Source organism: Dysgonomonas sp. ZJ279 (assembly GCF_011039205.1).
Taxonomy (GTDB): domain Bacteria; phylum Bacteroidota; class Bacteroidia; order Bacteroidales; family Dysgonomonadaceae; genus Dysgonomonas.
Genome location: NZ_JAAKEL010000005.1, coordinates 146832 through 160280, shown reverse-complemented (window position 1 = coordinate 160280; position 13449 = coordinate 146832). Strand labels below are relative to the sequence as shown.

12 protein-coding genes are annotated in these 13449 nt (G+C 37.3%); 5 read left to right on the top strand and 7 right to left on the bottom strand.

The window, feature by feature from the left end; all coding sequences use genetic code 11:
- Positions 1 to 268: 268 nt before the first annotated feature.
- Positions 269 to 1459, bottom strand: a complete 1191-nt coding sequence (locus G7Y57_RS08760; protein WP_165022474.1) for a TlpA disulfide reductase family protein — start codon at positions 1457 to 1459, stop codon at positions 269 to 271.
- A gap of 251 nt (positions 1460 to 1710) precedes the next feature.
- On the opposite strand from G7Y57_RS08760, the gene G7Y57_RS08755 reads away from it, so the two are divergent.
- Together G7Y57_RS08755 and G7Y57_RS08750 are read left to right on the top strand one after the other, a co-directional pair.
- A complete protein-coding gene (locus G7Y57_RS08755) occupies positions 1711 to 3165 on the top strand; it encodes an aminoacyl-histidine dipeptidase (RefSeq protein WP_165022471.1) in 1455 nt (484 codons plus the stop codon).
- Positions 3166 to 3464: 299 nt separating this feature from the next.
- Complete coding sequence (locus G7Y57_RS08750) at positions 3465 to 4505, top strand: linear amide C-N hydrolase (protein WP_165022468.1); 1041 nt, start codon at positions 3465 to 3467, stop codon at positions 4503 to 4505.
- 103 nt (positions 4506 to 4608) lie between these two features.
- Here the strand turns inward: G7Y57_RS08750 and G7Y57_RS08745 are convergent, their stop codons facing one another.
- The 5 genes from G7Y57_RS08745 to G7Y57_RS08725 all read right to left on the bottom strand — a co-directional run bounded on the left by G7Y57_RS08745 (position 4609) and on the right by G7Y57_RS08725 (position 8802).
- The gene (locus G7Y57_RS08745; protein WP_165022464.1) at positions 4609 to 4896 is read right to left on the bottom strand and encodes a putative quinol monooxygenase; all 288 of its coding nucleotides are present in this window, start codon (positions 4894 to 4896) and stop codon (positions 4609 to 4611) included.
- Positions 4897 to 5158: 262 nt separating this feature from the next.
- Positions 5159 to 5623 (bottom strand): Lrp/AsnC family transcriptional regulator, encoded by a 465-nt coding sequence (locus tag G7Y57_RS08740; protein ID WP_165022461.1) that lies wholly within the window; start codon positions 5621 to 5623, stop codon positions 5159 to 5161.
- 124 nt (positions 5624 to 5747) lie between these two features.
- A complete protein-coding gene (locus G7Y57_RS08735; RefSeq protein WP_165022458.1) occupies positions 5748 to 6740 on the bottom strand; it encodes an FKBP-type peptidyl-prolyl cis-trans isomerase in 993 nt (330 codons plus the stop codon).
- 21 nt (positions 6741 to 6761) lie between these two features.
- Positions 6762 to 7346, bottom strand: a complete 585-nt coding sequence (locus tag G7Y57_RS08730) for an FKBP-type peptidyl-prolyl cis-trans isomerase (RefSeq protein WP_165022455.1) — start codon at positions 7344 to 7346, stop codon at positions 6762 to 6764.
- A 238-nt stretch (positions 7347 to 7584) separates the two neighbouring features.
- Positions 7585 to 8802, bottom strand: coding sequence for an outer membrane beta-barrel protein (locus G7Y57_RS08725; protein WP_165022452.1), 1218 nt, complete (start codon positions 8800 to 8802; stop codon positions 7585 to 7587).
- A gap of 260 nt (positions 8803 to 9062) precedes the next feature.
- Here G7Y57_RS08725 and G7Y57_RS08720 point away from each other — a divergent pair, with 260 nt between their 5' ends.
- The 3 genes from G7Y57_RS08720 to G7Y57_RS08710 all read left to right on the top strand — a co-directional run bounded on the left by G7Y57_RS08720 (position 9063) and on the right by G7Y57_RS08710 (position 12465).
- Positions 9063 to 9755, top strand: coding sequence for an SIR2 family NAD-dependent protein deacylase (locus G7Y57_RS08720; protein ID WP_165022449.1), 693 nt, complete (start codon positions 9063 to 9065; stop codon positions 9753 to 9755).
- Between the two features lie 514 nt (positions 9756 to 10269).
- Entirely contained in the window at positions 10270 to 11370 is a 1101-nt protein-coding gene (locus tag G7Y57_RS08715; RefSeq protein ID WP_165022446.1) for a carbohydrate-binding family 9-like protein, read from the top strand.
- A 6-nt stretch (positions 11371 to 11376) separates the two neighbouring features.
- Positions 11377 to 12465 carry a family 10 glycosylhydrolase gene (locus tag G7Y57_RS08710; protein ID WP_165022443.1) on the top strand — a complete coding sequence of 363 codons (1089 nt, stop codon included), beginning with the start codon at positions 11377 to 11379 and terminating at the stop codon, positions 12463 to 12465.
- Positions 12466 to 12662: 197 nt separating this feature from the next.
- Here the strand turns inward: G7Y57_RS08710 and G7Y57_RS08705 are convergent, their stop codons facing one another.
- Positions 12663 to 13427, bottom strand: coding sequence for an alpha/beta fold hydrolase (locus G7Y57_RS08705; RefSeq protein WP_165022440.1), 765 nt, complete (start codon positions 13425 to 13427; stop codon positions 12663 to 12665).
- Positions 13428 to 13449: the final 22 nt, after the last annotated feature.

Sequence of the window (13449 nt, the reverse complement as noted above, 5' to 3'; positions counted from 1 at the left end):
ATCGGTATAGAATCTTATTAACATAGTGTGAGTTCGATATAAACATCATATAATTGAGTTATGAACCGAGATATATCTTTCGTTTACTCTGTCATCCCGAAACGCAGTGAGGGATCTTGATTACTCCTTGTTATACAAGAGGAGATCCCTCCTTTCAGTTCGGGATGACAAATTCGAATGAAGATTTATCATTCCTTCCTTATATCGAACTGACGTTAACATAATATAAAAGACTTGGGATTTCCCCAAGTCTTTTTTGCGTTTATTCCTAAAGTGAAGTTTTTAAAATATTATCTAGCTCAATTAACTGTTCGTCGCCAATATGCTGCCACCTTGCTACAATCTTTCCTTGCTTGTCTACCAATACACAAAACGGTATCGCGTCTACTTTATAGAAATCAGCTATATCATCTTGATTAAAAAGGGCATTATCTGCACCCTGAGCACTCAAAATCTGAGACCATATACCCAATTCATGCTTATCTACTGCCTTTAGCCAGTTTTCTCTTTCGGTATCACAAGATATACCGATAATCACCAATCCCTTCTCTTTATATTGACTATGTATTTTCTTCATCTTAGGGATTTCTTTTATACAAGGACCACACCAGCTTGCCCAGAAATCTAATAGGACATAATTGTTATTTCTAAATTCAGACAACTGTACAGTTTTCCCTGACAAATCTTCAACTTTAAAATCGGGGGCGATACCACCAACCATAGAATTACCAGCCATCTCCTGACTTTCAATCTGCTTAAAAGCAAGCTTACCTATTGAAGTTGCTTTTGACTGTTCCGGTAAGCCATTATAAATGGATTTGATCATATTACCATCGACAATGTCATTTCTTGAAACCAAATATAGCAAATGAGGAGCTATGCGATAAGTATTATGCTTCAGAACAAAGTCAAGACGCGTTTTATCCAGCCTTTCAGTAATAGTATTCCTTTCTGCTCTACATTGTTCAAAAACATTTATCAGGCTGTCACGAACAGGTCCCTCATCAGTCAATGAATTTATTTGCTCAAGTACCTTTAAGATTTCAATTAGCTTTTCATATTGTTTTTTTTCATCGGATGCTAATTCTTTTTTTAACTCAATGTTTTCTTTTTCGACCTCGGCTCCTGATAATTCGTAGGCATAAGGCTGACTCATATCCACCATCAACTTCATATCAGCAGGCTCAATATATAGTTGAACAAATATATCCCCCAAATATAATGAGACAGGAGTTAATTCATCGATTTTCCCCTTAAAAAAGAATTTACCATCTATTACTTTTGTCGTATCAGTCACTGCACACCACTGATCGTTTTGGAGCAACGGATAGAATAATGTAATGGTTTCACCTTCTTCTAAACCCTTAACAGAACCTTCTAATGTAAAGGAATCCGACGGTGTGTTGCTACACGACATTAAAATAGTTAATAGACAGACACAAAAAATAAGCCTCATCATAATATAATATTTTTGGTTAAAACAGGTAATGACTATTAAGAGTTATAAACTCTTCCAATTTAACAATCTATTTAATTATAACTAAATAAAAATCAGTTTAGTATTACAATATCTTAAATACTATATTTTATCAAAGACAGGCATTTAACATAATATAAAAGACTTGGACTAAAACCCAAGTCTTTTTCTCTTCTATCCTCTCATATTTTCTTACCTTTGTTATATTAGTAACAAATTAAACTAACATAATTATGTCGAAAGAAATAACCAGCCTCAAACCTCAACGCCTTTGGGAGCATTTCTATGAATTGACCCAGATACCTCGTCCGACAGCACAGATGAGCCAAGTAACAAAATTTGTATGCGACTTTGGTAAATCGTTGGGCTTGGATACAAAGCAAGACAAAGTAGGCAATGTACTTATCACAAAACCGGCTTCGGCAGGAATGGAGAGTACACCGACCGTAATATTGCAGTCACATCTGGATATGGTTCCGCAAAAGAACTCGGATGTAAAGCACGATTTCACGAAAGATCCTATCGATGCATATATAGATGGCGATAAAGTAAAGGCACGTTCTACAACACTTGGTGCCGACAATGGTATCGGTGTAGCTGCCATGATGGCTCTACTGGAAGACAAAGGCCTCAAACACGGCAAAATTGAAGCTCTTTTCACTATCGACGAAGAAGTCGGTATGACAGGAGCATTCGGACTAGAGCCCGGATTCCTTACAGGAAGCATCATGCTTAATCTTGATACCGAAGAGGAAGGCGAATTGTGTGTAGGTTGTGCCGGAGGAGCAGATGTAAATGCTTCGTTCCAATATAAAGATGTGGAAGTACCCGAAGGTGACGTTGCATATAAGATCAGTCTTATCGGATTAAAAGGCGGTCACTCGGGCGGTGAAATACATTTGGGCAGAGCCAATGCCAACAAGCTGATGTTCCAATTTTTAAAAGATGCAGTTCGCGATTACGAAGTACGCCTATCGTCCATCGATGGTGGTTCGCTGCGCAATGCTATCCCTCGCGAAGCATTCGCAATAGTTACTATCCCCCAAGAGGACACACAAGACCTCATCGATCTGGTGAATGAGTACGAAGATATATACAAAGAAGAATATAAGGCAACAGAACCAAACCTGATATTCAAAGCAGAAAAAACAGAACTTCCCGAAACGCTTATTCCCGAAGAGATACAAGACAGCCTTATCAATGCTGTGGTAGCTTGTCAGAATGGTGTTATCAGTATGCTTACCAGCTTCGAAGGTATCGTAGAAACTTCTACAAATCTGGCATCGGTAAAATCGTCACCGGGATTAGTAGAGGCTAAGATGCTTGCCCGCAGTTCGTCCGAAACACGTAAAGACGAGATATGCTCGGCTCTCGAAAGTGCATTCGCTCTTGCCGGTGCAAAAGTAGAAATAGACGCTTCATATCCGGGATGGCAGCCTAATGCCAAATCGAAAACGATGGATATAATGGCTCATCTGTTTCAGGAAATGTTTGGCAGACCAGCCGAAGTGAAAGTCGTACATGCAGGTCTGGAGTGCGGTATCATCTTAGGAAGTACACCGGGATTGGATATTGTTTCTTTTGGACCTACAATCATGTGCCCACACTCTCCCGACGAATATGTTGTGATAGATACCGTAGAGCGTTTCTATAATTACCTATTGAAAACATTGGAAAATCTGAAATAATCAGAATTATATACTATGAGTTCGTATTGACTTTTCAAAAGGCTTTCTTTTTGTTTGTTTTTTCACACTCTCTGTCATGCTGAACGATAGTGAATCATCTCACAACAGAGATCCTTCGTTCCTCAGGATGACAAAATAATACGAAAAAGAAAAAGTCGAAACGACTTCTTAAATTATATGGAAACGAGAGCCTAATCATAGGTTCTCGTTTTTTTGTTTACAAATACTATTTTCAATACGCTATACTTTAAACAATCTCAGATATAAGATGTTATTAATAGAATAAACAACTAAATAATATGAAAAAAACAATCTGTTTTCTATTTACAGCTATCATTATCTGCTTATCGGCAGAAGATATCAAAGCGTGTACCCGAGTAGTATATCAGGGTCCGAACAACACCATCTTAACAGCTCGTAGTATGGACTGGAAAGAGGATATAATGAGTAATCTCTGGGTATTTCCAAGAGGAATGGAACGTAATGGCGAAGTGGGTCCTAATTCGCTGAAATGGACATCTAAGTATGGAAGTGTTATAGCTTCTGCATACGATATCGCAAGTACGGATGGCATGAATGAAAAGGGATTAGTGGCAAATCTACTTTGGTTAGCCGAATCGGAATACGCTGTATGGGATCAGAAGAAACCCGGTCTTACTATCGCTGCATGGGTACAGTATGTACTCGACAATTTTGCGACTGTTGACGAAGCTGTTTCTTTCCTAGAAAAAGAAACATTTGAAGTCGTTTCGGATAATATGCCGGGAGAAGACAGAATGGCAACACTCCATCTTTCTATATCTGATGCAACAGGCGATAATGCTATATTCGAATACATTAAAGGAAAACTTGTAATTCATCACGACAGGTCGTATCAGGTGATGACTAATTCTCCGGTATTCGACGAACAGCTTGCTCTCAATAAATATTGGGAGAATATAGGAGGAGCAACTATGCTACCCGGAACGAATCGTGCCGCCGATAGGTTTGTGAGAGCATCTTATTATATAAATGCTATTCCACAGGTAGAAGATGTCCGCATAAATGTAGCCAGCGTATTCAGTGTAATACGTAATGCTTCTGTACCTTATGGCATCAGTACACCAAACGAGCCTAATATTTCATCGACAAGATGGAGAACTGTATCGGATCAGAAGAACAGAGTCTATTTTTTCGAATCGACTCTCTACCCTAATATATTTTGGGTAAACTTTAAGGATATAGATTTCTCAGAAAAAGGCAAAGTGCTGAAGTTGGATTTGGTGAGTGGCGAAACTCATGCCGGAAATGCGTTGAAAGACTTTACGCCATCAAAGCCTTTTGTTTTTCAAGGTATATAAACAGATAGTTACTGAAAATTGAATTAGATAAAAGCGAGAGGTGAAAATTCCACCTCTCGCTTTTATTTATACTTTTTCCATCTATGTATTTTTAATATTTACCTTACATAAATGAATCCATTATCAAAACCGTACCCTCTCGTGACTGATGTTTATCAATCATGGGAACAAGCCTTCTGAAATGCTCCGTCTGACAGTGAGCTTCCAATGCTTCGTGATCGGGCCATTCTTCGATAAATATAAAATGCCCCTTGTCGTCCTGATCCACATAAAGATTATATTCGATACAGTCTTTCTCTTGTTTAGTCTTGGCAACAAGTTCTTCATACAATGGTCTTACTACGTCCAAGAATTCGGGCTTAATAAAATCTTCTGCAATAACTTTTATCATATCTATTCTTCTTCTCTCAATGTGTATTTATATTTTATTTTGACTTTAACACTTATTTCTATCATCCTAATATTCTTCCTTGTCATTCCGAAACGCAGTGAGGAATCTGTCATCATTACCTTTGTTGAAAGTAGATTCCTCACTGCGTTTCGGAATGACATAGAGGGAAGCTGAACTTATATTCTCTAAATAAAAAAGGATAATCAGCCGAACGCCGATTATCCTTTTTTTATAATTAAAGATTTAAATCTCTTTTCCGATTTTACTCAGGCTTTGTAATAGGTATTTGACGCTTCACTCCTTGGCTCAAAGATATCATAGTCTCAGTAGCTACCACTCCCGGTATATCTTGTATCTTATTGTTCAACAAGTCCATCAAATGCTCATTATCTTTAGCATAAAGCTTGATAAGGATAGTATAAGGACCGGTTGTAAAATGCGATTCTACAATTTCCGGAATTTTGTCCAGTTCGGGAATAACAGTTTTGTACATCGATCCTCTTTCAAGTTTCACTCCTATATAAGTACATGTATTATAACCTAATACTTTAGGATTGATGAAATACCCCGAGCCTACAATTACATCCATCTCGATCATACGTTGTACACGTTGATGGATAGCAGCACGAGAGACTCCACATTCTAGAGCGACATCTTTAAACGGAATTCTTGCATTTTGAGATATTATCTCTAATATCTTTTTGTCAAGCTTGTCTATTTTTTGCATGAGATTAGTTTTTACAGGTTATATACTTCAAATGTAACATATATTTTACAAAAAACATAATTCTGCTTTAATTATTAAATATGTCATATCAAAATACTATTGCCCGTAAGTTTCTTTATGTTATTTATTTCGCTGATTCGATACCTAACAATTCTACTTCGAATATCAAAGCTGAATATGGTTTGATAGGACCTCTGTCTGCTGCACCATAAGCTAAATCGGCAGGTACATATACCATCCATTTAGATCCTACTGGCATCAATTGAAGAGCCTCTGTCCATCCCGGTATCACTTGGTTAACGCCAAATGTAGCAGGCTCGTTACGTTGTACAGAGCTATCGAATACTGTTCCATCGATAAGTGTTCCATGATAATGAACTTTCACTACATCAGTTGCAGCCGGTTTAGGACCGTTACCTTCTTTAATTACTTTGTATTGTAATCCGTCAGGTAGTGTTACTACACCTTCTTTAGTTTTATTTTCTGCTAAGAATTTATCGCCTTCTTCTCTTTGTCCGGCTGAAGCTCTTTCTTGAGCAGCTTTCATTTTACCTTCGATCAGTTCAGATGGATTGTCAATAGCAAATTTACTTTTTTGCATAGCAGTAGCAATTCCCGATAGGAACATATCTGTGCTGATTTTTTGCTTAACTTCAGCATCTGCACCATAAAGTTGCTCTACAAAATAAGGGAACATTTGTTTTGAAATCTGACCTCCGATATTCAAACCTGCAAGGTAAGCTTCTTTAGAACCTGTAGAATTTAGACCTTCTTGTATTCCTTTGATGAATTCGGCTGAATTCTTGTTATTCAAAGAAACGATTGAATCTAATTTTGTTTTAAACTCTTTCTCAAGAGATGCTTTTTTTGCATCGTCTGCTGCCGCAGCTATCTGGCTTTGATAGTAAGCTCTCATACCTGCAGTATCGCTTACCAAACCTAATTGTTGTAAATGAGCAGATAGACCTTGATCGTATAGGCTGGCTCCATAAGCATAAGAAACAGAGTCAGTCTCATTTTTCAACGAAACGTTTGTAGAAACTCCGCTACTGCAAGATGTAAGGAATGCTCCGAATGCAGTAAAAGCACAAAGAGCAACAACTTGAATTTTTTTCATTTTCTTTTTCTAATAATTATATTAAACGATATCTAAAACTTCTACTTCGAATACCAATGTCGAATTCGGCTCGATCGATTGACCTGCACCGGCTTCACCATAAGCAAGTTCTGAAGGGATAAACAATTTCCATTTAGACCCAACAGGCATTAATTGAAGAGCTTCTACCCATCCCGGTATTACTTGATTCACACCAAATGTAGCAGGCGTACCACGTTGTACAGAGCTATCGAATACAGTGCCATCGATAAGCGTACCATGGTAATGGCATTTCACCTGATCGGTAGCAACAGGTGTTTTACCTTCTCCTTTTTTCAATATTTCGTATTGCAGACCACTAGGTAAAGTAACAACTCCGGGTCTGTTTTTGTTTATAGTCAAAAACTCTTTTCCTGCTTTTAGGTTAAGATCCATTCTTCCAGCTTGTAATTCAACAAAAAATTCATTTATAACTTCTTTTGCCTCGTCGTACGACATATCGGGCTGATTCTCGTTCAACACATCTTGCATTCCTTTTGTGAATGCTTCTATGTCTACTTTTTTAATACCCGAGCTTAAGAAATTATTACCAATACTCAATCCTAAAGCGTAACTAATTTTATCCATAATTTATTTTTCTAAACTTGTTTTATCCGATTCTATAAATATTCTTCTAAGAAAACGTTAAAACCTGATTTATATTTTTTGATTTTGGACAAAAGTAATGCTTTTCACGTTATTACAATCAAAATTACAGGTGAAAAAAGCTATATTGTGAATAAGAATAAGTTTAGAATAAAAAAAATGCAAATAAGTGGTTATTTGCATTTCATTTTAGAGAATATGATATTTGAAATATCGTCTTTTAAAAAGTATATCCGAACTTAAACTGAAATAAATTCATTTTATCTACATTTCTATAGCTGTTGTACGTAACACGAAAGAATACAGAATGCTCACTGCCTACTAAATAGTCTGCTCCTACGCCACAGTAATACCCAATGAAAGAAGAAGGTAATTTATAAGAGCTGTATAATTCATAATCTTCACCATTTTCATCGGCATACCCTTTACTAAATTTAGTCGATGAACTAAAAAGTCCTTTATACCCCAATCCTGCTTCTAAAGTTGGACGGAATTTACCCGACGGATATGTATATTTTAGTCCTAATTCTGTACCAATCATCAAAGCATCTAATTTATATTCTTTACGGAAAACTTCACTAGCTCCTCTAGACTCACCTTTCAGACCTGACAAAGAAACATCAACCTGAAAACTGAATGATTTTGACCATCTCGGATTCAGAACATTCATTTGCACACCTATTACCGGATAAGTTGAACTCATTGAACTAAAACCCTTTAAAATATCTTCTCTAAATTCATAATCGAGCAACTGAAATCCTCCATATACAGAGAATTTAACCTCCATAAATTGTTTTGCATAATCGTTTTCAAACTCGATACATTCTTGCCCGGGAGCACAAGTGATAGTGTGATAATCTTTAGCTAATCCAATCATTGATTCTCTATCAAAGCGTGTTTTATCCAAATGGCTCGTAATAGCCGGATAATCTTTAAAAACAGAGCCGAGCATACCAATATACCGACCATCTTCCTTTTTCTTGTAATTAACCATTTCATCAGGTTTCTTCGTAACCGGCATCATTACACCATCGGGATTTTCGAAGAAATAATATTCCATCTCCGAGTCAGACTCTAAAGTCCAATCCCAATCTTTGTAATAATAAAGGTTCATCATTCCCTGAACTAAATATTCGAGAAACACTTTACGGGGAGCATCTTTAATTATTATTTCGCGCGAAACATAATATTTTCCTTCGTCTACAAATCGGTATTTAGCAATATCACTTGGATAGAATGTTTGTACCTTCGACTTTTCCGATTCTTTGAAACGGCAAACATTGGAATTACTTTTATCTGTTCTGAAATCAATCAGCCCAATAAGACTATCATTATCGTTGGTGATAATATATCCTTGTTTAAAGTTACTTTGAGCATTTAACAAGCTCGTACTCATTGACAATAAAGAAAAAATAATAATGCTAAGTATAGCTTTCATAGTTGGTTCGGTGTTTATTTACTACCCTCGAATAAAATACCTGAGACAGGTTTAATAAACGGATTGTGTAGGTAGAATTGATTATTGGCCGCAAAGAAAACACTATTTTAGTTCTAAACAAAGCTATTGTTAATCTATTTTAACAATAGAATAAACAAATGCCATTCTCACTGGGTTAGTAGGTGTTAAATTTAATAACGATTAAGGATATCAAAGCCATTTATCCTATATTTGTTTTATAGTTATCTATTTTAAATAGTATGAAAAATATAGTTATCCTCACAGGAGCAGGCATGAGTGCAGAGAGCGGAATTTCTACATTCAGAGATTCAGGTGGATTATGGGAACAACACCATATAGAAGATGTAGCAACTCCCGAAGGTTTTGCTAAAAACCCTCAACTTGTACTCGACTTCTACAATGCCCGACGCAAAGCAGCATTCGACGCAAAGCCCAATGGCGGACATATCGGGCTAGCCGAAATGGAAAAGGAATATAAAATTACTATTGTCACCCAAAATGTAGATGATCTGCACGAACGGGCAGGCAGCAGCAATGTGATACATCTGCATGGCGAACTTAAAAAAGTGAGATCGACACAGAATCCCAACCTTATTTATGAACTGACAACCGATAAGCCCGAAATAAATATGGGTGACAAATGCGAAAAGGGGTCGCAACTCCGTCCACATATCGTATGGTTCGGAGAGGCTGTACCAATGATAGAAAAAGCAGCGGAGGAAGTCGAAAAAGCCGACGTACTTGTTATAATAGGCACATCGCTCAATGTTTATCCCGCAGCAGGATTAGTAAACTATGTAAAACCCGGCACACCGATCTATCTTATCGATCCCAACAATGTAAATACAGCAAGAAGAGACATTCACTTTATACATAAAGGAGCTTCGGAAGGAGTTGCTCAATTGAGAGAGTTATTGAAAAAAGATTCATAGTTTTTTGGTTTATGCATACGCATGCTTTTTATGAACTTGTTTCGATAATAAGGGGAAATAAAATATTATGCGAATTTGTCATCCCGAACTGAAAGGAGGGATCTATTATCCTACTGACAAGGGCTAATCAAGATCCCTCCTTTCAGTTCGGGATGACAAAACAGGCGAAAAATAGCTACTAACTTATAACTCATAATTACATGATGTTTATATCTAACTCATATTAATTTATATACTAATAACAATTCCCTTATTTATAATACGTCGTGGCACTCTGTGCTATTCTGTGCTTAAAAGTCAAGATGAACTCTATACCTAAAAATCGAACTATATATTCTTCATCATAAAACAGAACAATATATCATAGAGTAGCCAAAATCACTTAGTAAATTATTTTAATTTCTTACTTTTTGTAATACGACTCTCGGTGTTTTTCTATAACTTGCGTTCTAATTCCAATTTATTAACCTTTTAGAGATACCGGATGATGCAGACGTTCATAAAAAAACATCTTATGAAGCAAAAATTAGCTATCCTTGCGATAGTTCTTTGCCAAACCACAACGATTGTTTTAGCTCAATCACCTTTTGCTGGTCGCGAAAACCTATTTACCACACCTTTAAATTATGTAGCAGGCTTCACCTCTACCCCACCCGTAATTGATGGAAATATCAACGATGATGTTTGGAAAAAAGCAGCGTGGACAGTCTATTTCGAAGATATAGAAGGCGATCTGAAACCAAAGCCATATTACGAAACCCGTATGAAAATGCTTTGGGACGACAAATACATCTATTTTGCTGCCGAGCTAAAAGATCCGCATGTATGGGCTAATTTGACGAAGCATGATGAAATTGTTTTTTATGATAACGATTTTGAGATATTTATCGATCCGAGCAACACCACACATAAGTATTTCGAAATAGAAATAAATGCATTGAACACTATATTCGATTTATTCCTGGCAAAACCCTACCGAAATGGTGGACCGGCTCATCACGAATGGAACACACCAGGCATGCTTCATGCAGTAAACATACAAGGTACGCTCAACAATGCCAGCGACGAAGATAAAGGCTGGACAGTAGAAATAGCAGTTCCATTTACAGCCTTAAGCATGATGGGATATACAGCACCTGCACCAAAAGACAATGATATATGGCGCCTAAATTTCTCCCGTGTACAGTGGCAAACTGACATAGTAAACGGAAAATACGTTAAGAAAAAAGATGCTAAAGGTAAAGATCTGCCCGAACACAATTGGGTATGGTCACCACAAGGTGTTATAAATATGCACCTTCCCGAACGATGGGGATATGTGCAATTTTCTAAAGTAGAAGTAGGAAATACACTTCCACAATTCAAAATGCCTTATGCCGAAAAACAAAGACAATATCTGTGGCTTGCCTACTACAAACAAAAAGATTTCCATGCTAAAAACAAGCGATATGCACAGACCCTAAAAGAGCTAGGTATGCAGGAGACAGCAATAGATGTGGACGGAACAAAAAACACACTGTCATTATCGCCAACCGCAAAGGGATTCAAGATAACAATAACCGACAATAAATCTCAGGTCATAAGTATCAACAACGAAGGACTAATTATAAAGTAAAGAACCATGAAAAAACTATTTAAACTTTTTGCAATTGTAGCTATCACTTTACTGGCTACAGGATGTAATACATCGACAAAGCAGACCGAGACAAAAAGCCTCGTAGCAGCCGATGAAAATGTGTATAAACACTGGGTATGGACTAATCCGAACGAAAACGATACGGATGAAGAACTTGCCGCCAGATATAAGAAATATCACGACGCAGGCGTTGTCGGTATATTCTTCGAAGCCGACAGCGAACGTCATTATCGTGCAGCCAAAGCAGAAGGATTGCAAGCTCATCGCTGGATGTGGATCATGAATAGAGGCGATGCATTGAAAGATCATCCGGAATGGGCAGCCATCAATAGAAAAGGCGAATCGTGTGCCGACAAACCTCCTTATGTAGGATACTACAAATGGATGTGTCCTTCGCAACCCGAAGTGGCAGAGTTCCTAGTGAACGATGTAAAAAACACATTGGCTAAAGATTATGTAGACGGCATACATATGGATTATGTACGCTTCTGCGATGTAGTGCTGGCTGTAAACTTATGGCAAGTATATGATATAGTGCAAACACAGGAACTACCCGAATACGATTACTGTTATTGCGACTTATGTAAATCGAAATTTAAAGAAAAATACAAACAAGATCTCGATAGCATGGAATATCCACAAGAGAGTCTTTCATGGCGTACATTCCGCTACGATGCTGTCAGCAATATAGTAAACAAGATTTCGGAAGTTGCCAAAGCAAATAATAAACCCCTTACAGCGGCCGTTTTCCCTACACCTGATGTTGCTAAACGCATTGTTCGCCAAGACTGGACTAACTGGCCTCTAGATGCTGTTTTCCCAATGATCTATCATGGTTTCTATAAAGAAGAAGTACCTTGGATAGGCGATGCCGTAGCACAAGGTATGAGAGGGCTGGATGGACGCTTCCCTATCTATGCAGGATTGTATATGCCCGACTTTAAGAGTAACGAAGAAATAGAGCAGGGCGTAGAATACGCGCTAAAAAATGGCGCATCGGGCATCTCCATTTTTGGAAATCTGAATGATGATGTATTAGATATTTTATCAAGACATAAAACAAAAACGAAATAAAACGTTTCAACTATAAAAGTAAGAGGGTGCGTTATAAGTAATTTTTCGTATAATATTGTCATCCTGAACGAAGTGAAGGATCTCTCATGGAGAGTCAAGATTCTTCACTTCGTTCAGAATGACAAAAGAGAGTAACACTTAGACAGTGTACATTTACTTATGACACACCCTCTTACTTTTTTATAGTTTCAGCAATATTAGTCGTTCAAAAACTCTAACAGATACTTATTAATCTTTTCTAATTGGGCAGGCGAACCTTTGTCGTCCATATCACCATGTTTTATATCATCGAGTTTTACGATTGTTATCGAATATTTCTTTTGCTCATCAGCAGTAGGCAGTACATCTTTGTCCGCCTCAAAGTCAGATCCTCTCAACGAATATAATTTCGGACTACTAACTCGTGGCATTGGCATCCGTCTGTGATCTAACGAGATCGCTCTTTTTATAAGTGAAGGATATTTTGCAGCAAATAGCATCGTCATATCCCCACCATTAGAGTGTCCTATCAGATTTACATTAGTCCAATCCAAGTCGGGACGTATTTCTTTAAATTCACTTATCGTAAAGAGGATATTCTTCACTCCTCTCTCCCAATTCGGCATTCTTGTCTCATATAGATTACCGTCCATTGCCAATAAATCGTCGTCCGCCAATTCGTGCTGAATACTCAAAACGAAATAACCCTTCGATGCCAACTCTTTGGTAATAGCAGAATATGATTTGTATGATTCGCCCACATTTTTACCATATCCGTGGCTCATAATAACCACTTTTGCATTTTTAGTGTCGTGTTGTGGTGAATATATGACTACCGGAATCGACCGTTCTCTCGCATCATCGTACAAGTCGAAAGTATATTCCCTTATTTTTTCTTTATCGGATAATTGAGCAAAGATATTATTGGGTAAAAGAATCAATATAACTAAGAGAGAATAAAAAGCAATAGCTTGTTTTTTCATAAGAATCGAATATTTTTAATTG